The organism is Streptomyces sp. NEAU-174, from assembly GCF_052665095.1.
In genome coordinates, this window is the sequence record NZ_JBQTCE010000004.1 from 636,743 (window position 1) to 662,100 (window position 25,358).

The 25,358-nt window shown below is 73.7% G+C and carries 19 protein-coding genes and 1 pseudogene; 11 read left to right on the forward strand and 9 right to left on the reverse strand.

Going from position 1 to position 25,358, the window contains the following annotated elements; all coding sequences use genetic code 11:
* Positions 1-44: 44 nt before the first annotated feature.
* From ACT2CW_RS15195 to ACT2CW_RS15205, 3 genes are all read right to left on the reverse strand, one after another.
* Complete coding sequence (locus ACT2CW_RS15195) at positions 45-1,016, reverse strand: NAD-dependent epimerase/dehydratase family protein (RefSeq protein WP_164431508.1); 972 nt, start codon at positions 1,014-1,016, stop codon at positions 45-47.
* 92 nt (positions 1,017-1,108) lie between these two features.
* The gene (locus ACT2CW_RS15200) at positions 1,109-2,479 is read right to left on the reverse strand and encodes an MFS transporter (RefSeq protein WP_445516945.1); all 1,371 of its coding nucleotides are present in this window, start codon (positions 2,477-2,479) and stop codon (positions 1,109-1,111) included.
* 239 nt (positions 2,480-2,718) lie between these two features.
* Positions 2,719-3,993, reverse strand: coding sequence for an APC family permease (locus ACT2CW_RS15205; protein ID WP_445516946.1), 1,275 nt, complete (start codon positions 3,991-3,993; stop codon positions 2,719-2,721).
* A gap of 161 nt (positions 3,994-4,154) precedes the next feature.
* Between ACT2CW_RS15205 and ACT2CW_RS15210 the strand changes: the two genes are divergently transcribed.
* Entirely contained in the window at positions 4,155-4,514 is a 360-nt protein-coding gene (locus ACT2CW_RS15210) for an ArsR/SmtB family transcription factor (RefSeq protein WP_164431515.1), read from the forward strand.
* A 25-nt stretch (positions 4,515-4,539) separates the two neighbouring features.
* On the opposite strand, the gene ACT2CW_RS15215 is transcribed toward ACT2CW_RS15210, so the two are convergent.
* A complete protein-coding gene (locus tag ACT2CW_RS15215) occupies positions 4,540-5,553 on the reverse strand; it encodes a cation diffusion facilitator family transporter (protein WP_445516947.1) in 1,014 nt (337 codons plus the stop codon).
* Between the two features lie 236 nt (positions 5,554-5,789).
* Between ACT2CW_RS15215 and ACT2CW_RS15220 the strand changes: the two genes are divergently transcribed.
* From ACT2CW_RS15220 to ACT2CW_RS15240, 5 genes are all read left to right on the forward strand, one after another.
* Positions 5,790-6,830 (forward strand): LacI family DNA-binding transcriptional regulator, encoded by a 1,041-nt coding sequence (locus ACT2CW_RS15220; protein WP_445516948.1) that lies wholly within the window; start codon positions 5,790-5,792, stop codon positions 6,828-6,830.
* On the forward strand, positions 6,827-7,831 hold the full coding sequence (locus ACT2CW_RS15225; RefSeq protein ID WP_445516949.1) for a 2-hydroxyacid dehydrogenase: 1,005 nt from the start codon (positions 6,827-6,829) through the stop codon (positions 7,829-7,831). The genes ACT2CW_RS15220 and ACT2CW_RS15225 overlap by 4 nt, the downstream gene beginning before the upstream one ends.
* Positions 7,828-9,051 carry a D-mannonate dehydratase ManD gene (gene manD / locus ACT2CW_RS15230; protein ID WP_445516950.1) on the forward strand — a complete coding sequence of 408 codons (1,224 nt, stop codon included), beginning with the start codon at positions 7,828-7,830 and terminating at the stop codon, positions 9,049-9,051. Before ACT2CW_RS15225 ends, manD begins: the two co-directional genes overlap by 4 nt.
* A 5-nt stretch (positions 9,052-9,056) precedes the next feature.
* On the forward strand, positions 9,057-10,574 hold the full coding sequence (locus tag ACT2CW_RS15235) for a mannitol dehydrogenase family protein (RefSeq protein ID WP_445516951.1): 1,518 nt from the start codon (positions 9,057-9,059) through the stop codon (positions 10,572-10,574).
* 128 nt (positions 10,575-10,702) lie between these two features.
* Positions 10,703-12,094, forward strand: coding sequence for an MFS transporter (locus tag ACT2CW_RS15240; RefSeq protein WP_445516952.1), 1,392 nt, complete (start codon positions 10,703-10,705; stop codon positions 12,092-12,094).
* Here the strand turns inward: ACT2CW_RS15240 and ACT2CW_RS15245 are convergent.
* A pseudogene (locus ACT2CW_RS15245) lies at positions 12,091-12,186 on the reverse strand (30S ribosomal protein S18); the annotation flags it as partial. The gene ACT2CW_RS15240 and the pseudogene ACT2CW_RS15245 sit on opposite strands and share 4 nt — an antisense overlap.
* 67 nt (positions 12,187-12,253) lie before the next feature.
* Positions 12,254-13,306, reverse strand: a complete 1,053-nt coding sequence (locus ACT2CW_RS15250) for an enoyl-CoA hydratase/isomerase family protein (protein ID WP_445517021.1) — start codon at positions 13,304-13,306, stop codon at positions 12,254-12,256.
* Positions 13,307-13,704: 398 nt separating this feature from the next.
* On the opposite strand from ACT2CW_RS15250, the gene ACT2CW_RS15255 reads away from it, so the two are divergent.
* The 3 genes from ACT2CW_RS15255 to ACT2CW_RS15265 all read left to right on the forward strand — a co-directional run bounded on the left by ACT2CW_RS15255 (position 13,705) and on the right by ACT2CW_RS15265 (position 17,626).
* Positions 13,705-15,159 (forward strand): serine hydrolase domain-containing protein, encoded by a 1,455-nt coding sequence (locus ACT2CW_RS15255; RefSeq protein ID WP_445516953.1) that lies wholly within the window; start codon positions 13,705-13,707, stop codon positions 15,157-15,159.
* Positions 15,160-15,442: 283 nt separating this feature from the next.
* A complete protein-coding gene (locus ACT2CW_RS15260) occupies positions 15,443-15,973 on the forward strand; it encodes a hypothetical protein (RefSeq protein ID WP_445516954.1) in 531 nt (176 codons plus the stop codon).
* 126 nt (positions 15,974-16,099) lie between these two features.
* Positions 16,100-17,626: an FAD-dependent oxidoreductase gene (locus tag ACT2CW_RS15265; RefSeq protein ID WP_445516955.1), complete on the forward strand. Its 1,527-nt coding sequence runs from the start codon at positions 16,100-16,102 to the stop codon at positions 17,624-17,626.
* 111 nt (positions 17,627-17,737) lie between these two features.
* Here ACT2CW_RS15265 and ACT2CW_RS15270 read toward each other — a convergent pair whose 3' ends face one another.
* Complete coding sequence (locus tag ACT2CW_RS15270; RefSeq protein ID WP_445516956.1) at positions 17,738-18,640, reverse strand: DUF1396 domain-containing protein; 903 nt, start codon at positions 18,638-18,640, stop codon at positions 17,738-17,740.
* A gap of 232 nt (positions 18,641-18,872) precedes the next feature.
* Here ACT2CW_RS15270 and ACT2CW_RS15275 point away from each other — a divergent pair, with 232 nt between their 5' ends.
* On the forward strand, positions 18,873-21,377 hold the full coding sequence (locus ACT2CW_RS15275; RefSeq protein WP_445516957.1) for a SpoIIE family protein phosphatase: 2,505 nt from the start codon (positions 18,873-18,875) through the stop codon (positions 21,375-21,377).
* Between the two features lie 123 nt (positions 21,378-21,500).
* Positions 21,501-22,802 carry a GAF domain-containing protein gene (locus tag ACT2CW_RS15280; RefSeq protein ID WP_445516958.1) on the forward strand — a complete coding sequence of 434 codons (1,302 nt, stop codon included), beginning with the start codon at positions 21,501-21,503 and terminating at the stop codon, positions 22,800-22,802.
* Here the strand turns inward: ACT2CW_RS15280 and aspA are convergent.
* Both aspA and ACT2CW_RS15290 read right to left on the reverse strand, forming a co-directional pair.
* On the reverse strand, positions 22,785-24,200 hold the full coding sequence (gene aspA, locus ACT2CW_RS15285) for an aspartate ammonia-lyase (protein WP_164431544.1): 1,416 nt from the start codon (positions 24,198-24,200) through the stop codon (positions 22,785-22,787). The two genes, ACT2CW_RS15280 and aspA, sit on opposite strands and share 18 nt — an antisense overlap.
* Positions 24,201-24,246: 46 nt before the next feature.
* On the reverse strand, positions 24,247-25,281 hold the full coding sequence (locus ACT2CW_RS15290; RefSeq protein WP_445517022.1) for an asparaginase: 1,035 nt from the start codon (positions 25,279-25,281) through the stop codon (positions 24,247-24,249).
* Positions 25,282-25,358: the final 77 nt, after the last annotated feature.

Here is a 25,358-nt window from a genome sequence, read left to right on the forward strand (position 1 = left end):
GGGCCGCGGCGGAAGGGGGCGTGAAGGCGGTTGGGGGGAGGCCGTCAGGCGGCCTGGCGGCGGAACCAGTCGATGGTGCGGGCCAGCCCCTGCTCGGCGGGGACGACCGGTGCCCACTGGAGCTTGCCGCGGGCCAGGGTGATGTCCGGGCAGCGGACGGCGGGGTCGTCGGTGGGGCGGTCGATGAACTCGACGGCGGAGCGCGAACCGGCCAGTTCGATGATCTTGTGGGCGAGGTCCAGCATGGTGATCTCGTCCGCGTTGCCGATGTTGACCGGTCCGAGGAGGTCGGATCCGGCCATGGCGAGGATGCCGCGCACGGTGTCGTCGATGTAGGCGAGCGAGCGCGTCTGGCTGCCGTCGCCGGTGACCGTGAGGGGCTCATCGGCCAGCGCCTGCCGGATGAAGGTGGGCACGGCCCGTCCGTCGTGTCCGCGCATCCGCGGCCCGTAGGTGTTGAACAGCCGCACGATGCCGACATCCGTGCCGTTCGTCCCGGCCTCGGCGCAGCTCAGGGCCTCGCCGAAGCGCTTGGCCTCGTCGTAGACGCTGCGCGGCCCGACCGGGTTGACATTGCCCCAGTAGCGCTCGTTCTGCGGATGCTGCTGCGGGTCGCCGTACGCCTCCGAGGTGGAGGCCAGCACGAAGCGCGCCTCGTGGCGGCGGGCCAGGGCCAGTGCGTTGCGGGTGCCGAGGCTGCCGGTCTCCAGGGTGTGCAGCGGCAGCCGCAGATAGTCGGCCGGGGAGGCGGGGGACGCGAAGTGCAGGACGAGATCGGCGGGCCGCTTCACCTCGAACGGCTCGGTGACATCGGCATGCTGAAGGGTGAAGCCGGGCCGGTCCATCAGGTGGGCCACGTTGTCCGGGGTTCCGGTGCAGAAATCGTCCACACAGGTCACGGCCGTGCCCTGGTCGACAAGCGCCGCGCACAGATGCGAACCGACGAATCCGGCTCCCCCGGTGACCACGGCGTGCGACCAGGTACGGACGGGGACGACGGAGTCGGATCGCTCCATGACCCCTCCCTTCCTTCGCGTTGGGCCCCACTCCAGTACCCGCGACGAAAGGAAGCAATCAGGGCACATCGCCCGTCCCTCCCCCTACCGGGTCAGCCGATGGGCGAAAGGTCTTCGTCGTGCGGCACCGGCGCGGCAGCCCGTTCCGCGGCGGCGGGCTCGACGGGAACGACGGTGGCGGGCGCGCGGCGGGAAGCGGTGCGGCGGGCGTGCACCAGCGTGCCCGCGCCGATGACCGCCGCGATGATCAGCCCACCGGTCACCAGGGCGCCGCGCGGCCCCGCCCACTCCATGAGCAGGCCCAGCAGGGGCGGACCGGCCAGGCCCCAGCCGGTCTCCGCGGTGCGCCACACGCCGAGCACCCGGCCGCGCATCCCGGGCGGCGGGTCGGTCTGGAGCACCGTGGTGCCGGCCGTGTCGGAGACCGACTCGGCCACCGCCATCGGGGCCACCAGCACCAGCAGCGTGATCAGCCCCGGCGACAGCCCGGCCAGCGCCTGGAGCAGCGCCCCGGCGGCGGCGAGCGCGCCCACCATCCGCACCGACGGCCGCTGCATCCGCCCCGCGAGGACCGCGCCCGCGATCCCGCCCACGGCCAGGACGGTGGCCACGGTCCCGAAGTCCTCGGAACTCCCGGCCAGCGGGCCGGTGACCAGGACCGCCAGGGTCAGTCCGTAGTTCCGGCCGAAGACGGCGCTCACCGCCGTGATCACGGTGAGGGCGACCAGACGTGGCCGCTTCACGAAGAAGCCCAGCCCGTCGCGGGCGCCGGCACCGGAGAACCGGTCCCGGCGCGCGGTGGGCGGGGCCGCGGCGGTGGCCGCGCCCGGGTGGGGGCGCAGGAAGGGGATGACGGCCGCGACACACAGGAACGTCAGCCCGTTGGCGGCGTAGGCGGCCGCGGTACCGAGCGTGCCCACCGCGACACCCGCGCAGGCCACGCCGATGAGCCGGCCGGCGCTGCTGACGACGGAGCCCAGGGCGATCGCCGAGGGGACGTCGTCGGGCGGCACCAGATCGTTGCCGAGCAGCGCGCAGGCGGGCGCGTCCACGGTGGCGACGAGACCGGTCACCGCGGCGAGCACCATCAGCGAGACCACGTTGAGCAGGTCGAACGCGACCAGGGCGGCCGTGACGAAGGCGACGAGGCCCAGCACCGCCTGGCTGACGGCCGCCGTGAGCTTGCGCGGCCACGCGTCCACCGCCGCTCCGCCGAGCAGCCCCATGAGCAGCCCGGGGGCGGCCTGCACGGAGAGGGAGAGCCCGGTGGTGGCGGCGGAGCCGGTGATGTGCAGCACCAGCAGGTTCTGCACGGTCAACTGCATCCAGGTGCCGACGTTGGACACCAGGTTCGCCGCCGACCACCACCGCATGGCCCCGTGGCGCAGACTGCGCCACGGGGTGCGGGTGCCGCGCTCCGGGGAGCGGGGCCTGGGTATGAAAGGCGGCGGGGAGGTGGTCATGGCGAGGTCGGGCCGGTTTCCGGGTACGGGGCAGAAGGGGAGAGGGCCCGTATCCGGGGCCCGGCTGACACGGGTTGCCGTACGTCAGCGACGACCCATGCTCACAGACGGCTCCCCAGGACGCGGAATCCGCCCGGGGTGGCCTTCCTCACAAACCGGCATATGACCTGCTCAGAGCGGCGGTAAGGGGCGGTAAGGGACGCTTCCCGGCCCGGCGCACCTCAAGTGGCGCAGATCGCCTACGCGGCCCTCGCGCGCCGCACCCCGTAGGCCGCGGCGCCCAGGGCCAGCACCGCCGCGCCGGAGACCACCGAGGAGACGGGCAGCGCGAAGGCCAGCAGCAGACAGCCGGCCAGGCCCAGCCCCGGCACGAGCCGCGGTGGGCGGCCCTCGGCCGGGGTGAGGGTCCAGGCGGAGGCGTTGGCGACGGCGTAGTAGGCCAGCACCCCGAACGAGGAGAACCCGATCGCGCCGCGCAGATCCGCCGTCGCCGCCAGGACCGCCACCACCGCGCCCACGGCCAGTTCGGCGCGGTGCGGCACCGCGAACCGGGGGTGCACCGCGGCCAGCGCGGGCGGAAGGTGCCGGTCGCGGGCCATGGCCAGGGTGGTCCGGGAGACGCCCAGGATCAGCGCGAGCAGCGACCCCAGCGCGGCCACCGCGGCGCCCGCCCGCACCACCGGCGCCAGCCCCGGGAGCCCGGCGGCGCGCACGGCGTCGGCCAGCGGGGCGCCAGCCGCGCCCAGCCCGCCGCTGCCCAGCACGGTCAGCACGGCGACCGCGACCGCCGCGTAGACGGCCAGGGTGATGCCGAGCGCGAGGGGGATGGCGCGGGGGATGGTCCGCGCCGGGTCGCGGACCTCCTCGCCGAGGGTGGCGATACGGGCGTAGCCGGCGAAGGCGAAGAACAGCAGACCGCCCGCGCGCAGCACCCCGCCGAAGGTGGCGTCGCCGCCGATCTCCAGCCGTGCGGCGTCCGCCTCCCCGGAGGTGAGGAGGGCGACGACCACGGCGGCCAGGACCGCGAGCACGACGGCCACGATCGCCCGGGTCAGCCAGGCGGCCTTGTGCACGCCCACATAGTTGACGGCCGTCAGCGCCACCACGGCCGCCACCGCGACCGCGTGCGCCTGGGCGGGCCAGACATAGGAGCCGACGGTCAGGGCCATCGCCGCGCAGGAGGCGGTCTTGCCGACCACGAACCCCCAGCCGGCCAGATACCCCCAGAAGTCGCCCAGCCGCTCACGGCCGTAGACATAGGTGCCGCCGGACCGCGGATAGCGGGCGGCCAGCCGCGCGGAGGAGGTGGCGTTGCAGTACGCCACCACTCCGGCGGCCACCAGGCCGAGCAGCAGCCCCGTCCCCGCCTCCCGCGCCGCGGGCCCCAGCGCCCCGAAGATGCCCGCGCCGATCATCGACCCCAGGCCGACCACGACCGCGTCGAAGACCCCGAGGCGCCGCCGCAACTCCCCCGGCCCGGCAGGGGTGTTCGCCGTGTCCGCCGTGTCCCCCATCGCTCAGCCCCGGTCCGGGTACGAGGCGGCGACGGATACGAGGGCGCGCGGCAGCGGAAGCTGCCGGCAGACGGCGTAGCGCATGTGCTCCAGTATGGTGCGCGGATTCGACCACCGGCCGAGCGGGGTCCGCCGCTCGGCCGCCGCTCTACGATGGGGGCATGCCGGTCAGCGAACCCTCCTCAACTGCGACCCGGTCGCATACGCATCCCAGCGGCGCGGCGCAGTTCGCCACGGCCGCCAATGTCTTCTCGCTGCTGTCCGACCCGACCCGGCTGCATCTGGTGTGGTCCCTCGCCCGGGGCGAGGCCGATGTCAACACCCTCACCGAGGCCAGCGGCGCGGCCCGCCCGGCGGTCAGCCAGCATCTGGCCAAGCTCCGGCTGGCCGGGCTGGTCCAGGTGCGCAAGGAGGGCCGCCGCTCGGTGTATTCCCTTCACGACGGCCATCTGCGCCGGCTGGTCACCGAGGCCGTCAACCACGCGGACCACATGGTCACCGGGGCCCCGCCGCACGACTGAACCCCAGTCCGCCTCCAGGTGGCGCTCACACGGCGTGGTGGGCCAGCAGGCGATGCGGGTCCTCCGCGCCCGGCCCGGGGGCCGGATCGGTGTGCACCAGGGCGGCGGTCAGCCGGGGCACCGCGTGAAGGAGGGCGTGTTCGGCCCCGACCGCCACATCGTGCGCCGCCCGCAGTTCCAGGCCGCCGTCCACCTCGACCGTGACCTCGGCGCGCAGCCGGTGGCCGATCCAGCGCATCCGGAGCTCGGTCACCCCGAGCACTCCGGGGACCTCGCGCAGGGCCGCCTCGCCCGCGTCGATCACCGCCGGGTCGACGGAGTCCATCAGCCGCCGGAACACCTCGCGGGCGGCGTCCTTGAGGACGAGCAGGATGGCCGCGGTGATGGCCAGGCCGACGATCGGGTCCGCGAGTTGCAGGCCGAGCGCCGCGCCGCCGGCGCCCAGCAGCACGGCCAGGGAGGTGAAGCCGTCGGTGCGGGCGTGCAGTCCGTCGGCGACCAGGGCCGCGGAGCCGATCCGGCGCCCGACCCGGATCCGGTGGCGGGCCACCCATTCGTTGCCGATGAAGCCGAGGACCGCCGCGACCGCGACGACGCCCGGATGGGACATGGCGCGCGGGTGCAGCAGCCGCTCCACGGCCTCGTACGCGGCCAGGGCCGCCGAGGCGGCGATGGTCAGGACGATGACGATCCCGGCCAGGTCCTCGGCCCGGCCGTAGCCGTAGGTGAACCGGCGGTTCGCCGCGCGGCGCTCCAGGACGAACGCCACGCCGAGCGGCAGCGCGGTCAGCGCGTCGGCGGCGTTGTGGACGGTGTCGCCCAGCAGCGCCACCGAGCCGGACAGCACGACGACCGCGGCCTGGAGGACCGCGGTGGCGCCGAGGACGGCGAGGGACAGCCACAGGGCACGCATGCCCTCGGCCGAGGACTCCAGCGCGGAGTCGACCTTCTGCGCCGACTCGTGGGAGTGCGGTTTCAGCAGATGCGCGAGCTGGTGCCGGCGGTGGTGGTGCCGGTGTCCGTGGTGATGGGACTCCATGCCACCATTATGTGCATACACGCGCACGCATGCACTCGTTGGGCAGGGGAAGACTCCACCGGACCGCGAAAGGCTCTCTCTCCGGGCACGCGAAAGACCTCTCCGTGCCGCGGAAGGCTTCGGCGCCGACCGGTCTTGCCAATGTTTTGGCAAGCATTGACAAGGTTGCGCAACGGTGAAGACCATGCCACATGCCGTTCATCCACCCCACCCCGTCACACCGGTAACGGGCTGCCATGGCCCCCACCCTGACCGATGTCGCCAAGGGCGCGAACGTCGCGCTGTCCACGGCGTCCCGGGCGTTCAGCGACCCCGGCCGGCTCGGCCCCCAGACCCTGCGCAAGGTGCTGACCGTCGCGCAGGAGCTGGGGTACGAACCACCCGTGGCGCGCACCGCCGAGACCGCCACCGGAGCCCGCGCCGAGACCGCCACCGTCGCGCTCGTCGTCCCCGATATCGCCAACCCCGTCTTCGGAGCCTTCGTCAAGGCCGCACAGGGCGAGTGCCGGCACCACAGGCAGACCGTCGTCCTCGCCGACACCGACCTCGACCCCGACCGTGAGCGCGAGGTCCTCGCACATCTGCGGGAGCGGGCGGACGGCCTGGTCGTGTGCTCCCCACGGCTGGACGCGGACGATGTGCTCGACATCTGCGGCCGCACCCCCACCGTGCTGGTCAACCGCGAAACGTCCGGCACCGACTGCGTACTCGCCGACGCCGCCCACGGGATGCGCCAGGCCGTGGAGTACCTCGCCGCACTCGGACACCGGCGGATCGCCTACGTCCAGGGCATGCGCCGCTCCTGGTCCAACGCCCACCGCGTCGACCTCATCCGCGCCGAGACCGAACGCGCCGGCCTTGAGCTGGAGTTGCTCGGCTGGCAGTCCGAGACGGTGGCGGGCGGCACCGCCGCCGCCGCGAGCGTCATGGCCTCCGGCGCCTCCGCCGTCATCGCCCACAACGACCTGATGGCGTTCGGCGTGCTGACCGGCGCCCGGGCGCTGGGGCTGACCGTGCCCGGGGATCTCAGCGTCATCGGGTTCGACGACATCCCCTTCGCCGAGGTGTCCCAGCCGTCCCTGACCAGCGTCGCCGTGCCCATGGCCCGCGCCGGGGCGCTCAGCCTCCAGATGCTGGGTCAGGTCCTCGCGGGCGAACGGCAGATCCCGCGTACGCACCGGCTGCCCACACAGCTCATCGTGCGCGACTCCACCGGCCCCGCCACGACCACCTCATCCGGTACGCCCGCCGCCCCCGCCACCAAGGACGCCTCATGACCGCCGACCCCCTGACCGTGGTGGTCGCCGACCCCAATCTCGCCCCGCTGCGCACCGAGTTCGAGGCCGCCCTCCCCCACGGCACGGTCGTCCACTGGCCCGACCCCCGGCACACCGAGGCGGTCGAAGCCGCCCTGGCGGACGCGGACGTCCTCGTCTCGGGCCGGTGCACCGCCACCATGGCCGCGGCCGCCACCCGGCTCCGGCTGGTCCACGCCGCCGGAGCCGGAACGGACAACATCGACACCGCCGCACTGGCGCCGGGCACCCAGGTGGCCAACACCTTCCACCACGAGAACGCCATCGCCGAATACACCGTGTCCACCACGATCCTGATGCGCCGTGGCTTTCTGCGCCAGCACACCGCACTGCGCCGGGAAGCACACTGGGACTCCCCCGCCCATGACCCACGGGCACCCTGGGCGGAGGACCTGACCGCCGCCACCGTCGGGTTCATCGGCTTCGGACACATCGGGGCCCGCTGCTGGCGGCTGTTCCAGGCGTTCGGCGCGCGGGGCATCGCCGTCACCCGGCGCGGGGACGTGGACGCGGCCGCCCACGGACTGCTGTGGGCCGGGACCGTCAAGGACCTCCACGCCCTGCTGGAGAGCTGCGAGGCCGTAGTGGTGTCCGTGCCGCTCACCGAGGACACCACCGGGCTGATCGGCACGGCCGAGCTGTCCCGGATGCGCCCGGACGCGGTCCTGGTCAACGTCGGCCGTGGACCCGTCGTGGACGAGGACGCGCTGTACGAGGCGCTGAGCCAGCGCACCATCGGCGGCGCCGCGATCGACGTCTGGTACCGGTACCCGGCCGACGGCGGCCACACCGCCGCCCCCGGCAAGCACCCCTTCGACACGCTGGACAACGTGCTGATGACCCCACACTCCTCCGGCCTCACCCGCCAGACCTTCGTCCACCGCACCGCCGACATCACCGCCAACATCCGCCGGCTCGCCACCGGCGAACCGCTCCACAACGTGGTGGCGGTGGCCCCGTGACGACCACCGACACCATCACCGACGTCGACGTCCTCGTCACCAGCCCGGGGCGCAACTTCGTCCTCCTCAAAATCACCACCGCGGACGGGGTCACCGGCTGGGGCGACGCCACCCTCAACGGCCGCGAACTCGCCGTCGCCTCCTACCTCCGTGACCACCTCGCACCCGTCCTCATCGGCCGCGACCCGGCCCGCGTCGAGGACACCTGGCAGTACCTCTACCGCGGCGCCTACTGGCGGCGCGGACCGGTGACCATGACCGCCATCGGCGCGGTGGACACCGCGCTGTGGGACATCAAGGGCAAGACCACCGGACAGCCCGTCTACCAGCTGCTGGGCGGCGCGGTCCGCGACCGCGTCCTCGCCTACACCCACGCCACCGGCTGGGACCTCCCCCAGCTGCTGGAGTCCATCGAGATACGGCGGGACCGCGGCTTCCGCGCCGTACGGGCCCAAAGCGGCGTCCCCGGACTGGAGTTGGTCTACGGCGTGAGCAGGAGCGGCACCGGATACGAACCGGCCGGCCGGGGCGCCGCCCCCGTCGAGGAGACCTGGGACACCGACGCCTACCTCCGCCACATCCCCCGCGTCCTCACGCGCATCCGCGAACACGTGGGCCCCGAGCTGAAACTGCTCCACGACACCCACCACCGGCTCACCCCCGGCGAGGCCGCCCGGCTCGGCCGCGCCCTGGAACCGGCGGACCTCTTCTGGCTGGAGGACGTCACCCCCGCCGAGAACCAGGAGGTGCTGCGGCACATCCGCCGCCACACCACCGTCCCGCTGGCCATCGGCGAGGTGTTCAACACCGTCTGGGAGTGCCAGACACTGATCACCGAGCAGCTGATCGACTTCATCCGCACCTGTGTGAGCCACGCGGGCGGGATCAGCCATCTGCGGCGCATCGCCACCCTCGCCGACCTCTGGCAGGTGCGGCTCGGACCGCACGGCCCCTCGGACATCTCCCCCGTCGCCCTCGGCGCCTCACTCCACCTCGGCCTGGCCACCCCCAACTTCGCCATCCAGGAGTACATGGGCTACGAACCCCTGGTCCACGAGGTGTTCCGGCACGCCTGGTCCTACGCCGACGGCCACCTCCACCCCGGCGACGCACCCGGCATCGGCGTCGAGATCGACGAGGAACTCGCCGCCCGCCACCCCTACGAACCCGCCTATCTGCCGGTCGCGCGACGGCTCGACGGCTCGATGACGGACTGGTGACACCGATGCCCCAGCCCCTCCCCCGCCTCCGCCGCGCCACCACCCCCGCGGCCGCCCTCACCCTCCCCCGTCCACCCGCCGAAACCGGCATCGTCCACCTGGGCCTCGGCAACTTCCACCGCGCCCACCAGGCCGTCCACACCGCCGCCGCCCTGCGCCACACCGAGGGCCCCTGGGGCATCCTCGGCGTGGCCAGCCACTCCGCCACCGTGGCACGCGCGATGCGCGACCAGGAGATGGCCTACGCCGTCGTGGAGATCTCCCCCGACGACACCCGCGTCACCGTCCCCGCCGTACACACCGGTGCCCTGGTGGCCACCGAGCAGCCCGGCGAACTCCTCGACGCCCTCGCGGCCCCCGCCACGGCCGTCATCACCCTGACCGTCACCGAACACGGCTACACCTTCTCCCCGCGCACCGGCGGCCTCGACCTCGACGCCCCCGCCGTCCGGGCCGACCTGCGCGGCGCCACGCCACCACGGACCACCATCGGCCGCATCGTCCGCGGCCTCCAGCGCCGCATACGGACCCACGCCCGGCCCGTCACCGTGCTCAGCTGCGACAACCTCGTCGGCAACGGCACCCAGACCAGACGGCTCGTCCACGAGTTCACCCAGGCCCTCCCCGCTGCCGAACGCGACGACCTCACACCCTGGCTGGAATCCGCCGTGACCTTCCCCAACTCCATGGTCGACCGGATCGTCCCCGCCACCACCGACACCTACCGCCACGCCGTCGCCACCCACCTCGGCGTAAACGACACCGTCCCGGTACCCGCCGAACCCTTCAGCATGTGGGTCATGGAGGACCGCTTCGCCGCCGGACGCCCGCACTGGGAAACCGGCGGGGCGCTCTTCACCGACGACGTCGAACCCTACGAACTGCTGAAGCTGCGCCTGCTCAACGGCACCCACTCCCTCATCGCCTACCTCGGCGCGCTGGACGGACGGGAGACCATACCGGACGCCACCGCCCGGCCGTTCATCGCCGAAGCCGCCCGCGCGGTGCTCCACGACGACTATCTGCCGACCCTCACCGTGCCCACCGACATCGACCCCGACCACTACATCGGACAGCTCTTCGACCGCTGGGCCAACACCGCCCTGGGCCACCGCACCCGGCAGGTCGGCTCCGACGGCTCGGTCAAACTGCGCCAACGAGTCCCCGAACCCGCCCTGTTCCACCTGCGGGCCGGACGCATGCCCCACCATCTCGCGCTCACCGTCGCCGCGTATCTGTGCTGCGTGGCACCGCGCCCCGGCTTCTCCCCCGGCCCCCACGCCACCGCGATGGCGGACCCCGCCCGGGAGACGCTCGCCACCATCGCCGGGCGGAGCGCCACCGCCTCCGGGCCGCCCTTCGTCGAGGCCATCCTCGACAGCGGGCTGCTCGGCGAGGGGCTGAGAGACCACCCGGACTTCGCCGCCCGGGTCTCCGAGCTGATCGACCTCATCGTCCGCCACGGCCCCGCCGCCGCGGCAGCCGACGCCGCCGGGACCCTACGGACCCCCGCCCACCCCTGAACCCCGTCCCCTGTCTCCCCACTTCCCCGGTTGTCTCCCCACTTCCCCACTTCCCCCGTCCCCTTTCGACTGCCCTCCCTCCCCCTTCACCGCTCCGCTGCGTCGATCCGTTCAAGGAGGCATGGATCATGGACAGCAACCCCACCCCCGCCACGGCGCGTCCCCCGTCGCCGGCCACCTCCCCCGACCCTTCCACCCCCGCCCAACCACCCGCCGACCCCCGCGCGGTACGCCGCGCCGCCCTGGCCGGTCTCATCGGCACCGCGCTCGAGCAGTACGACTTCGTCATCTACGGCACCGCATCGGCGCTGATCTTCAGCGATCTGTTCTTCCCCAACGCCTCACCGTCCGTGGGCATCCTGGCCAGCTTCAGCACCTACGCCGTGGGCTTCGCCGCCCGCCCGCTCGGCGGGCTCTTCTTCTCCCGCTTCGGCGACCGCCTCGGCCGCAAGTGGGTGCTGGTGGCGACCCTGCTCCTGATGGGCGGCTCCACCCTCGCCATCGGACTGCTGCCCACCTACAACGAGGTCGGGCTGCTCGCCCCGATCCTGCTGCTCATCTGCCGTATGGGACAGGGCTTCGGGGCCGGGGCCGAACAGTCCGGCGGCGCCACCCTGCTCACCGAGACGGCCGCCCCCGGGCGCCGCGGCAGACTGTCCTCCCTCGTCATGACCGGCGCCGCGCTGGGCACCGCCCTGGGCGCGGTGGCCTGGATCCTCGCCCAACGGCTGCCCGACGACGCCCTGATGAGCTGGGGCTGGCGGCTGATCTTCGGCAGCAGCCTCATGGTGACCGTGATCGCCCTGGTGCTGCGCCGCAAGCTCAACGAGAGCCCGGTCTTCACCGAGCTCAAGGAGCAGCGGGAACGGCCCGCCTCACCGGTGAAGGAGGTCTTCCAGCACGGCCGGAAGCCCATGCTGCTGGCGCTGTTCATGAACTTCGGCGTCAGCACCCAGTCCTATACGTACCAGGTCTTCATGGCCTCCTACCTGGTGTCCAGCGTCGGCGTCGACAAGGACTTCGTCCCCCAGGTGCTGCTGATCGGGGCCCTGTGCGGCGGTCTCGCGGCCATCTGCTTCGGCACGCTCTCCGACCGCCTCGGGCGGCGCCCGGTCTACTCCACCATCGTCGCCGCGCTGGTGCTGCTGCCGGCCCCGACCTTCATCGCGCTGAACACCGGCTCACACGTGGCGATCACCGTGGCCATCGTCATCGGCTTCATCCTGGCCTGCCACGGCTCGGTCGGCGTCCAGATGAGCTACTTCCCCGAACTGTTCGGCAAGCGCTACCGCTACGCGGGCGTCACGCTGGGCCGGGAGTTCTCCTCGCTGATCGGCGGCGGGGTCGCGCCACTGATCTGTAGCGCGCTCCTCACCGCGTTCTCCGGCTCCTGGATACCGGTCGCCGTCTATATGTCGCTGGTCACGGCGGTCAGCCTGATCGCCACCCGGCTGTCCCCTGAGACCCTCGACCGCGATTTGAACACCGCGGCCGACAGCACCGAGCCGGTGAGGCGCTAGCGCGATCCGCAGGGCAGCAGCGCCGACTCCCGGGCGTTCTTGATCGCACGGGCCGGTCGGCGCTGCTGCCGCGCGCTCATACGGGCCACCCTGCCTGTGCCGCTTGGCACACTATTTCAATCATCGACAGAGGAGTTGTCGGCGCCGGCGGGCGTCCGGCTACGGAGCGTCGCCGAGGCGAAGATCACCGTCGATGGGCGGCAGAAAGAAACCGGCCACCTCCGCGTCCGTAACCTCGGCGAGAGCCGCCGGGGTCCAGCGCGGGCGGCGGTCCTTGTCGATCACCTGGGCGCGGATGCCCTCGATGAGGTCCGGGCGCGACAGGGACGCGCAGGAGACGCGGTACTCCTGCTCCATGACGCGCTCCAGCGAGCCGAGCGCCCGGGCCCCGCGGACGGCGGCCAGCGTGACCTTCAGCGCGGTGGGGGACTTGGCGAGGAGGGTCTCGGCGGTCTCCTTGGCGGCCGGTTCCCCGACGGCCATCAGCCGGTCCACGATCTCCTCGACGGTCTCCGCCGCATAGCAGTGGTCGATCCACTCCCGCCGGTCGTCCAGGGTCCCGGCCGGGGCCTCGACGGCGTACCGCGGCAGGACGTCCGCCACCGGCTCCGCGGCCAGGTCCCGGGTCAGCGCGGGCAGCCGCTCGGAGGGAACGACATGGTCGGCCAGTCCGCAGCGCAGGGCGTCGGCTGCGCCCACCGACGCTCCCGTGAGCGCCAAGTGCGTACCCAGTTCGCCCGGTGCACGGGCCAGCAGATGGGTGCCGCCGACGTCCGGTACGAAGCCGATCGTGGTCTCGGGCATGGCCACCCGGGAGCGCTCGGTGACGATCCGCACACCGCCGTGGGCCGAGACCCCGACGCCGCCGCCCATCACGATGCCGTCCATCAGGGCCACATACGTCTTGGGGTAGCGGGCGATCCGGACGTTGAGCCTGTACTCGTCGCGCCAGAACGCCCGCGAGGCCGCGCCGCCGCCCGAGGTCACGTCCTGGTGGATCAGGCGGATGTCGCCGCCCGCGCACAGCCCGCGCTCCCCCGCCCCGTCGATCACCACGGTCTCGACGGCCGGATCCCGCTCCCAGGCGGTGAGGGCCTCGGCGATCCGGGTCACCATCGGATGGGTGAGGGAGTTGAGGGCGCGGGGCCGGTTGAGGGTGAGATGTCCGGCGCGGCCCTCGACGCGCGTCAGCACGGCGTCGTCGTCGGTCACGCGATCGGTCACGGAGTCGGTCACGAGGTGTTCGTTCCTTCCGGCGTCTGGTGCGTTCGCGGATCAACGGCGATCCGTCACCGCCGATCCTCTCAACGGGCCCTCGGCCCGCCACAGCCGCGCCCTCCGCTCGGCCGGGCGGCCGGGGCGACTAAGCAGGTCGGAGGAAGTCCGCTACGGTTCGGGCAGCGCCCCGAAGAGGCGCGGGGCCGTGTCGATGTGCGGCTCCGCCGCGCGGGCGCGACCAGCCACGACGGCACCGCGGCCGGCCGACGACCCATCGCGACACTTCCAGCGGAGCGCTTAGGCGGACGGGCGGCACAAAACCCTCTGGACACCCGCCGCCGCGCCCGGGAGGGTTGGCGCAGCCCACCCCTGACCCCACGAGGACCCGTCTGATGAGTGCTCATCCGCTGCCCACCAGCACCCCCGCCGCCGAGGGCGTGGACGCGCGGGGCGTCCACGCCTTCCTCGACGCCGTCGAGGGCGCGCCGGACATCGAGCCGCACAGTCTGATGATCCTGCGCCACGGCCGGCTGATCGCCTCCGGCTGGTGGGCGCCGTACACCGCCGAGCGGCCGCATCTGCTCTACTCCCTCAGCAAGAGCTTCACGTCCACGGCGGCGGGGCTGGCCGTCGCCGAGGGGCTGCTGGACCTCGACGCCCCCGTGATCTCGTACTTCCCCGAGTTCGAGGCGGAGATCACCGACCCGGGCAGCCGCGCCATGCTGGTACGCCATGTCGCGTCCATGGCCAGCGGACATCTCGAGGAGACGCTGGAGCGGGCGTTCGGCCTGGACCCGGAGGAGCCCGTGCGCGGCTTCCTGCGGCTGCCGCCGGATCGCGCGCCGGGCACCGTCTTCGCGTACAACCAGCCCGCCACGTACACGCTCGCCGCGATCGTCCAGCGGGTGACCGGGCAGTCGCTGACGGAGTATCTGCGGCCGCGGCTGTTCGATCCGCTGGGCATCGGCGAGACGGCCTGGCTCCAGATGCCGGCCGGGCGCGACCTCGGCTTCAGCGGGCTGTTCGCGGCCACCGACGCGATCGCCCGGCTGGGGCTGCTGTATCTGCGGGGCGGTGAGTGGGAGGGCGAGCGGCTGCTTCCGGCCTCCTGGGTCGAGGACGCGACCCGGCCGTGGATCCCGACCGAGGAGCCCATGGCAGACGGCTCGGGGCCGGACTGGCGGCGGGGATACGGGCTCCAGTTCTGGATGTCCCGCTACGGGTACCGGGGCGACGGGGCGTACGGGCAGTTCTGCCTGGTGCTGCCCGAGCACGATGTGGTGATCGCGACAACGGCGGACACCGAGCGGATGCAGGCCGTCCTGGACGCGGTCTGGGAGCATCTGGTGCCCGCGTTCGGCGACGCGCCGCTCACCGGGCGCGCGGACGAGGACGCCGCGCTGGAGCGGCGGCTGTCCCGGCTCGCCCTGCCGCCGCCGGCGGCGAAGCCCGCGCCGCTCTCGGACCCCGGCGCCTGGTCGGGCGCGGAGTTCGCCCCCGAAGGCGGCGTCTGCGCGGTCCAGCCGACCCTGACGGGGGTCACCGTGGCCGAGGACGGCTCCGGTGGCTGGGCCGTCTCGCTGGCCGAGCGGGGGTCCCGGCTGGACCTGGGGTTCGACGGCGCGGGGTGGCGGGTGCACACCGGGCCGGAGGCGCCCGTTCCCACGGCGGTGAGCGGGGGCTGGACGGACCCGGACACGCTGACCGTGGACATCGCGTTCCTGGAGACCCCGCATCACCTGCTGGTCACCTGCTCCCTCGCGGACCGCGTGTTCACCGCGCGGTGGCGCACGACGCCGCTGCACCGCGGACCGCTGCACGCCATGCGCGCGCCGGGGCCGCGTTGATGCGTTCCGCAGGTCTGACCAAGGTGTGGCTCGGGTCCGGGGGTACCCCCTGGGCGGCGCGCGGCAGGTCGGCCGGGAGAGACCCGGCACCGCCGTGATCGTGGATCTCTCACGGGTCCGGGAGATCACGGCGGAGGGTGTGCGGGGGCTGCTGCGCTGTGCGCGGACCCTGGCCGCGGCCGACCGAGCGGCTCCGGGGCGACCGTCTCTTGGGAGTCCTCCCGGCGGGTACCCGTCTCAGTCCTGACAGCGCTGTTCGGGGCCCGGCGTCGGGAGGACGACCATGGCTGTACCGGCCGCGACCCGCTCCGGCGGCATCCACGCGCCGCCGTGGCTCGGGATCTACCTCAACGACCATCTGGTGGCCGCCACGGCCGCGGTCGGGCTGGCCCGCCGGATGAATCGCAGACACCGGCGCTCGGCCTACGGCGGCGAGCTGGCGAGGCTCACCGCGGAGCTCGTCCAGGACCGCAGGTCGCTGCTGTGGTGCATGGCCTCGCTCGACGTCCCCGTCCGCCGCGGCAAGCTCCGGGCGTCGCGGGCGGCCGAGCGCACGGCGCGGCTGACGCCGGGCAGCCGGCCGCGGCGGCGTACCGGGGTGAACACGCTGGTGGGGCTGGAGGCGCTGCGGATGGGTGTGGAGGGCAAGGCGCTGCTGTGGCGCTCGCTGCTCGCGGTGGCCGTCCATGACACCCGGCTGCGGACGGACCGCCTCGCGGAGCTGCTGGAGCGGGCCGGGCAGCAGCTCACCACCCTGGACTCGCTGCACTCCCGGGCCGCCTCGGCGTTGATCTCGGCCGAGGGCCCGGTGTAGGCGGCGGCTGGTTCGCCCGCGCCACCCGCTCCATGGTTCGCCCGCGCCACCGCTTCATGGTTCGCCTGCCCCACCCGCTCCATGGTTCGCCCGCTTCAGCCGGGTGCCGGTGGGCACTCGGCAACGATGACCGAACTTCCCGGCGCACCCGAGTCGTACTGGATGGACACCGCCCCGCCCGGCACCCCTCACCCGGCCCTGACCGAGGACCTGGAGGTCGACGTCGCCGTGATCGGCGCCGGGGTCGCGGGGCTGAGCACCGCGTGGGAGCTGACCCGCGCGGGGCACCGGGTGGCGGTGCTGGAGGCGGACCGGATCGCGGCGGGCGTCACCGGCCACACCACCGCCAAGCTCACGGCGCTGCATTCGCTCATCTACGACCGGCTGCGGCGCACCCGCGGGCCGGAGGGCGCGCGGATGTACGCGCGGTCGCAGTCCGAGGCCGTCGAGCGGGCGGCGGCGATCGCGGCCGAGCTCGGCGTCGACTGCGATCTGGAGCGCGTCCCGGCCTTCACCTACACCGAGGACCCGGCGCGCGCGGACACCATGCGCGCCGAGGCGGAGGCCGCGCGCGAGGCGGGGCTGCCCGCCTCGTATGTGACCGAGACCGGGCTGCCCTTCCCGGTCGCGGGCGCGGTCCGGGTCGAGGACGGGGCGCAGTTCCATCCGCGCGCCTACCTCCTCGGGCTCGCCGGGGACCTGCGCGCCCGCGGCGGGCGGATCCATGAGCACAGCCGCGCCACCGGCCTGGAGGAGGGCACCCCCTGCCGGGTCACCACGGAGGGCGGGGCGGTGGTGACGGCCGGGAACGTGGTGATCGCCACCCACTACCCGGTGTTCGACCGGGCGCTGCTGTTCGCCCGGCTCTCGCCGCACCGCGAACTCGTCGTGGCCGGGCCCCTGCCTGCCGACCGGGATCCGCGGGGCGCGTACATCACCCCGGACCAGCGGACCCGGTCGGTGCGCACCGCGCCGTACGGCGACGGGCAGCGGCTGCTGATCGTGACCGGTGAGAGCTTCACCCCCGGCACCGGGGACACCTCCGAGCGCTTCGAACGGCTCGCGGACTGGACCCGGGAGCGCTTCCCCGGCGTGGGGATCACCCACCGCTGGGCCGCCCAGGACAACGACCCGACCGACACCGTGCCGCTGGTCGGCCCCTTCCACCCCGGCGCGCGCCACACCTATGTGGCGACGGGCTTCGCGGGCTGGGGACTGAGCGGCGGCATCATGGCGGGCCGGCTGCTCACCGCGCTCATCGGCGGTGACCGGCCGGAGTGGGCCGGGCTGTACGACCCCCGGCGGCTGGGCACCGCGCTGCGCGAGGCCCCGGCGCTGCTCGGCCACCAGTTCCACGTCGGGAAGCATTTCGTCGGCGACCGGCTGAGCACCGCGGGGGCCGGTTCGGCCGACCGGATCGCCCCGGGCACCGGGGCCGTGGTCCGCCTGGACGGGCGTCGCCGCGCCGTCTACCGGGACGAGGACGGCACAGCCCACGCGGTCTCGGCCCGCTGCACCCATCTGGGCTGTCTGGTGGCGTTCAACGCCGCCGAGCGGGCCTGGGAGTGCCCCTGCCACGGCTCCCGCTTCGGCATCGACGGCCGGGTGCTCCAGGGCCCGGCCAACCAGCCCCTGGAGCGGCACGACATCTGACCCGCGGCGTCCGAATCCCCCGAGGCCGGGGCGGGCGCACCGGGCACCTGAGCCCGCCGCGCCGCCCACCGGTGAAGCGCGGCGCCGCCTGCCGGTGAAGCCGCCGCCGGATCAGCCCTCGGCACCCCGCGCCAGCTCGGAGAGGTCCATGGTCTGGTTCGCCGGCGGCGCCTTCACCGTGACCGGCTCGTTGAGGGCCGAGAAGGTGATGGTCATGTCGAGCGGGCCCTTGTCCCCCTCGCCGCGGACGCGGAACCGCTTGGTGTGGCCGTCCTGGTCGATCCACATGTCCATGGACAGCCGGTCGATCCCCATCCCCTCGTACGCCTTGAGGTTCTTCTCGCGGCGCTCGCGGGTCGCCGCGTCCTCGTCCTTCAGGCTCGCGCGCATCTGGCCGAGGCCGATGGTGCCCCGGTAGTGCGTCGTGCGCACCCCGTCGACGGTCTCCTCGCCGACCCGCTTCACATCGTCGGCGCCCGAGAGGAAGGCCGACTCCTCGGCCGGGTTCTTGTCGGCCTGGCGGGAGAGGGAACCGCCGGCCAGCGCCCCGGCCGCCTTCTCGCCCAGCGCCCCGAGGTCCAGCTTGAGCCAGGTCTTGCCGTCCAGCCCGGCGGCGGCCTCCTTGCCCCCGTCGAGGTACATCGCCCCGTCGAGCATCCGGATCTCCACCGCCGCGTCCGCGCCCTGGCCGACCGCGCGCATCTTCATGCCGACGGCGAGCGGCTTGGTGCTCATCGCCGCCTCGCCCTCGATCCGTCCGTCCTCGGGGGTGCGGCCGCTCATCCGGTAGCGGAACGAGGTGAGCTTCTCGCTCTTCTCGGCGGCCGCGCGCACGGCCGCCGCCGGGGCCATCCGCACCTGCTCCGAGGACTTCTCCCCCGCCTTGCCCTCGGACTTCCCGTCCACACCGGACGATCCGCAGCCGACCGCGCCGCCGCAGAGCAGCACGGCGGTGAGCACGGCACCGGCCGCACGGGCGCCCCTGCCATGTCCCCCATGTACGACCATGGCCATAAACCCCACCCCTTGCAGAACTTCTGTTCGTTTCGCTGTGATCCGGGACAGTACCAGCAGAGAGCGACAGCCGGCCCCGGATCATCATGCGCGGGCCGCGCACCGTGTGCCGCCCACTCGGACCGTGGGCATACTTGAAGACGCGACCATTGGTTCACTCTCCGCCAGGGCGCCACGGTGGAGCCGGCACCTCGCCCACGGCGGAAGACCGGGGCAAGAGTGAGATGACGGCATGACGCGACCGGACACCCCACGGGACGAGTGGTCCGTCCGGTCGGGCGATCTCCTCGGCGAGGGGGCCACCGCCAAGGCCACGGTCGACGAGCACGGCATCGTCACCCAGTGGAACGAGGCGGCGTGCGGGCTGCTCGGCTACCGCCCCGCCGAGATCGTGGGCAGGCCCGCGGCCGAGCTGCTCCACGACTCCTCGCCCGCCCGCGCCGAGGTGTCGGCCGCGCTGCGCTCCCCCTCCCCGCCCGCCCGGCTGAACGGGCGGGTCACCCTGCTGCGCCGCGATGGTTCCACCGTGGAGCTGGGGCTGCTGGCGCACCGCCGCACCTCGTCCGCCGGGGCCCCCGAGTGGCTGATCGTCTCCGCCGTACCGCGCGCCGGGGACACCGCCCGGGACGAGGAGTTGATGCGGCGCTCCTTCCTCGAGGGGCCCTGCACGATGGCGGTCTACGACACCGGGCTGCGGCTGCGCCGGGCCAACCACGACCTGGAGCGCGTGCTGGGCCTGACGGAGGAGGAGATGCGGGGGCTGCGGATCCCGGAGATCCTGCCAGGATCCGAATCCGAGTCGGCCGAGCGGACGCTGCGGCGGGCGCTGGAGACGGGCGAGGAGCAGCGGCTGGAGCTGGCCACGCCGATGCCCGGCCACCCCCGCCCGCTCGCCTGGTCCGCCGTCGTCGCCCCGCTGCTGGACGACGAGGGCCGGACGGCGGCCGTGATGCTCTCCGCCCACGACACGACCGCTCAGCTGACCGCCCGGCAGCGGCTGACCCTGCTCAACGAGGCCAGCGTGCGGATCGGCAGCACCCTGGACATCGACCGGACCGCGCAGGAGCTGGCCGATGTGGCCGTCCCCGCGCTCGCCGACTTCGTGACGGTCGATCTGCTGCCCGCGGTGCACGACGGCGGCGAACCGCGCCCCGGCCCGCCGGGCGGCCATGTGCTGCTGCGCCGGGTCGCCTGCCGTTCGGTCCTCGCGGGCTGCCCGGAGGCCGTGCTGGAGCCGGGGCAGGTGGCGGCCTACCCCGAGTTCTCCCCCGCGGCCGAGTGTCTGAAGGCCGAACGGGGGACGCTGAACCGGGTCACCGACCCCGCCGTCGCCCGGTGGGCCGGCGAGGCCCCGGAGCGGGCCGCCATGATCCGCAGGTTCGGGCTCCATTCGACGATGGCCGTTCCGCTGCGGGCCCGCGGCACCACCCTCGGTGTGGCCACCTTCTCCCGGCACCGCCGCCCCGAGCCGTTCGAGCAGGACGATCTGCTGCTCGCCGAGGAGATGACGGCCAGGGCCGCCGTCTGCGTCGACAACGCCCGGCGGTACACCCACGAGCGGCACACCGCGCTGGCCCTTCAGCGCAGTCTGCTGCCGCGCACCCTGCCCCCGAGCGCCGCGGTGGAGGTCGCCTCCGGCTATCGGCCGGCCGACTCCCGGTCCGGGGTGGGCGGCGACTGGTTCGACGTCATCCGGCTGTCGGGCGCGCGGGTCGCCCTGGTGGTCGGCGATGTGGTGGGCCATGGCGTCCGGGCGTCGGCGGCGATGGGGCGGCTGCGGACGGCGGTGCGCACCCTCGCCGACGTCGATCTGGCCCCCGATGAGCTGCTCACCCATCTGGACGATCTGATCAACCATCTGTCCGACGAGACGGACCACGACAGCAGTGGCGCGGGCGCGGCCGGGGCCGTGGACTCGGCGGAGGCCGCAGGCGCGACCAACGCGCAGATCGGCGCCACCTGTCTGTACGCGGTCTACGACCCGGTCTCCCGCCGCTGCTCGCTGGCCCGCGCCGGGCATCCGCCGCCCGTGCTGGTGACGCCCGACGGCACCGCCACCCTTCTCGACCTGCCCAGTGGGCCGCCGCTGGGGCTGGGGAGCCTGCCGTTCGAGACGGTCGAGCTCGAACTGCCGGAGGGCAGCCTGCTGGCCCTCTACACCGACGGTCTGATCGGGTCCCGCGAAAGGGACGTCGACGGGGCGATCGACACCCTGCGCTCCACCCTCGCCCAGCCCGCCGCCTCCCTGGGCGGCCTCTGCGAGGCGGTGCTGGCCAAGCTGCTGCCGGGCCGTCCCACCGACGACATCGCCCTACTTCTGGCCCGCACGCGTGGGCTTGGCGCGGAGCGGGTGGCCACCTGGGAGCTGCCGGACGACCCGGCCGTGGTGGCCGGGGCCCGCCGGGAGGCCGCCGGGCGGCTGGCCGCGTGGGGGTTCGAGGAGTCCGCGTTCACCATGGAGGTGGTGGTCGGCGAGCTGGTCACCAACGCCATCCGGCACGCCACCCCGCCCATCAGGCTGCGGCTGATCCATGACCGCGCCCTGATCTGCGAGGTTTCCGACGGCAGCGCCACCGCACCGCATCCGCGCCGGGCCCGCGCCTTCGACGAGAGCGGCCGCGGACTGCTGCTGGTGGCCCAGCTCACCGAGAGCTGGGGCACCCGGCAGACCGCCACCGGCAAGACCATCTGGGCCGAACTGGCCGCCGTGCCCGCGCTCCAGGAGGCCACGGCCTGAAGGTCTGCTCGCATCGCCCTGGTCGCCTCTCCACGGCTTCACAACCGCAGCCCCCGCCGCGCCTCTTCACTACAATCGCGGAGCAACGAAGCCCCGCTCAGCAGAGGCTGAAGGCTGCCATCCATGCGTATCCAGCACCCACGCGACGCCAGTCCCCTGGCCGCGCTGAGCCCCACCGAATCGGCCCGTCTCATGGCGGTGATCCGCGAGGCGGCGCTGAGCCGGGGACGGCTTCCGCTGCCCGCCCGCCCGGTGATCGGCGCCTCCTGGGACCGGATGCTGCGCCTGGGGCTCGACCCCGATCACGGCCGCGCGCCACGGCCGCTGGGCCTGGACGAACTGGAGCGGCGGAGGCGGCAGTCCCGGCTGGCCGAGGTGCTGCCCACGCTGCGGGACGGGCTGCTGGAGGCGGCGGAGGCGGCCGCGCACCTCATGATCATCGCCGATGCGGAGGGCCGGATCCTGTGGATCGACGGCCATCGGGGGGTGCGTCGGCAGGCCGACGGCATCGCGCTGGTGGAGGGTTCGCACTGGGCCGAGGACGTCGCCGGTACCAGCGGAATCGGCACCGCGCTCGCCGTGAAGTCCCCCGTACGGGTGCATTCGGCGGAGCACTTCGTGAGCGCCTTCCACCCCTGGAGCTGCGCCGCCGCCCCGGTCCACGACCCGCGCGACGGACGGCTGCTGGGCGTCATCGACGTCAGCGGCCCCGCCGGGACCGCCCATCCGACGGTGCTCTCCCTGGTCACCGCGACCGCCCGGTGGGCCGAGGGCGAACTGCGCCTCACCCACAGCCGGGAGCTGGAGGGCCTGCGCGCGGTCGCCGCGCCGCTGCTGGCACGGATCCACGGCAAGGCCGTCGTGGTCGACCAGCACGGCTGGATCGCCGGGGTCACCGGGGTGACCCCGCGCGAGCACCGGCTGTCGCTGCCGAAGGCGCCGTACGACGGGCCGGTGTGGCTGCCCGCGCTCGGCGCGTGCGCGGTGGAGCCGCTGCCCGGCGGCCATCTGCTGCGGGTGCTGGACGGCGAGACCTCCGAGGGGGGCGGCCCGGCCGGCTGGGGCGATCTGCTGCTGGACGTACGGCATCCGCACCGCTGGACCCTGACCTTCTCGGGCCCCTCGGGCACCTGGACCCATGAGCTCAGCGCCCGCCAGGCCGAGGTGCTGCTGGTGCTCGCCGCGCACCCCGAGGGGCGCACGGCGGCCCAGCTGGCCCAGGACCTGTTCGGGGACCCGACGCGGACGGTGACCGTACGGGCCGCGATGTCCCGGCTGCGCGGCCGCGTCGGGGCGGTGCTGGCACACCGCCCCTACCGCATCGCCGACAGCGTCCACATCGCCGTGGCAAGCCCGGACCACCCCACCGAACTCCTCCCCCACAGCTCGGCCCCGGAAGTCGCGCGGCTACGAGCGGAGCCCTGAGGGCTGCCCGGCCACTTCCTCCGGCCTCAGGACCTCGGCCAGGCGGTCGGCGGGCAGCAAGCCCTTCTCCAGGACGAGTTCGGCCACGCCGCGGCCCGTGGCGAGGGCCTCCTTGGCGATGCTGGTGGCCGCGCCGTAGCCGATGTACGGGTTGAGCGCGGTGACCAGGCCGATGGAGTTCTCCACGGAGGTGCGCAGCCGCTCGGTGTTGGCGGTGATGCCCGCGACGCACCGCTCGGCCAGCACCACGCAGGCGGCGCGCAGATGGGTGACGCTCTCCGAGAGGGAGTGCAGGATGATCGGCTCGAAGGCGTTGAGCTGGAGCTGCCCCGCCTCGGCGGCCATCGTGATGGCGACGTCGTTGCCGATCACCTCGAAGGCGACCTGGTTGACCACCTCGGGGATCACCGGGTTGACCTTGCCGGGCATGATGCTGGAACCGGCCTGCACCGGGGGCAGGTTGATCTCGTTGAACCCGGCCCGCGGGCCCGAGGAGAGCAGCCGCAGGTCGTTGCAGCTCTTGGAGAGCTTGACGGCGATGCGCTTGAGGACGCCCGACAGATGGACGAAGGCGCCGCAGTCCTGGGTGGCCTCCACCAGGTTGGCGGCGGTGACCAGCGGCAGCCCGGTGATGGCCTCGAGGTGGCGGCGGGCGGCCTCGGCGTAGCCCTTGGGCGCGTTGAGGCCGGTGCCGATGGCGGTCGCGCCGAGGTTGATCTCGTGCACCAGGGTGGCGGCCTCCAGCAGCCGGCTCTGGTCCTCCTCCAGCATCACGGCGTACGCCGAGAACTCCTGGCCCAGCGTCATGGGCACCGCGTCCTGGAGCTGGGTGCGCCCCATCTTCAGGACGTCGTGGAACTCCTCGGCCTTGGCGGCGAACGCCTGGCGCAGCGTCTCCATGGCCGCGTGGAGCTCACGGACGGCGATGATCGTGGAGACGTTGACGGCGGTCGGGTAGACGTCGTTGGTGGACTGGCTGAGGTTGACGTCCTCGTTGGGGTGGAGGTGGGCGTAGTCGCCCTTCTCGTGGCCGAGGAGCTCCAGCGCCCGGTTGGCGATCACCTCGTTGGCGTTCATGTTGGTCGAGGTCCCGGCGCCGCCCTGGATCACATCGACGGTGAACTGGTCGTGCAGGGCGCCCCGGCGTATCTCCTGGCAGGCGGCCGCGATGGCGTCGGCCTTCCGCGTGGTGAGCAGCCCGAGGTCCTCGTTGGCGCGGGCGGCGGCCTCCTTGACGGCGGCCAGGGCGCTGATCAGATGCGGATAGGCGGAGATGGAGGTGCCGGTGATGGGGAAGTTCTCGCCGGCGCGCAGGGTGTGGATGCCCCAGTAGGCGTCGGCGGGGACGTCGCGGTCGCCGAGCAGGTCGTGTTCGCGGCGATGGCCGGTGGCGCTCATGGTGTGCGGTCTTCCTCGGTTCCTGGTGAGGGTGGGCTGGGCGGGGTCAGGCGGTGGGCGGGGCCAGGACGTCGGTGGGGTGCACACCGCCGACGACGGCCCCACCGCCGTACACCGGTGTGGTGGCGAACTCGGCGAGCACACCGGGGTCGATCCCGCAGTGGGCGAGGGCCGCGGCGGTCACCGGCATCCGGGCGCGGTCCGCACCGTCGGCGATCTTCACGGCGACGGCCCGGCCGTCGGGCAGCGCCGCGATCTGCACTCCCTCGAAGCCGTCCTTGGCGATCAGGCCCGGTACGGCGCGCATCAGCCGGGCCACGTCCCGGTCGGTGCCGGAGGCCATGTCCGGGTGGGCGCGCAGGGCGGCCGCGACCCGCCCCTCGGGGGTGTCCATGGCGCCGGAGGCGATCCGGGCGGCGGCCGTCGCGAGCCCGCGCAGGGAGACGGAGAACAGCGGCGCGCCGCAGCCGTCGACCGAGACCCCGGCGATGCCCTGCCCGGTGAGGTCCGCCACGGTCTCGGCGATCAGCCGCTGGAGCGGATGGGCCGGGTCCAGGTAGTCCGCCGACGGCCAGCCGCGCAGCTGGGCGGTGAGCAGCATCGCGGCGTGCTTGCCGGAGCAGTTCTGGGCGAGCCGGGTGGGCTCGCCGCCGTCGCGCAGCCAGGCGTCGCGCTCGGCGGCGCCGTACGGCAGGTCCGGGGTGTTGCGCAGGTCGGCCTCGGTGAGTCCGGCCCGGTCGAGGATGCGGCGGGCGCCGTCCAGGTGGCGCGGCTGGCCCGAGTGGCTGGCGGCGGTGAGCGACAGCAGTTCCCCGTCCAGCGGCAGCCCGGCGCGCAGCAGGGCGACGGCCTGGACGGGCTTGAGCGCGGAGCGCGGGTAGAAGGCCACGTCGATGTCGCCCGCCTGGAAGGCGACCCGGCCGTCGGCGGCCAGGACGACGACCGAGCCGTGGTGGACACCCTCGATGGCCCCGCCGCGCACCACATGGGCGAGCGGCACATGGCGGGGTTCACGGATGGCGGGGGGTTCGGCCGGGGTACGGCGGGTCGCGTCGTCGGTCCGTCCGAGGGGGGTGTTCATGGTGGTGCTCTCGTGGTCGAGGGTGTTCACGGGGTGGGATTCCTCCGGGTGGTGGTGGAGGGAAGAGGGCGTCCGGG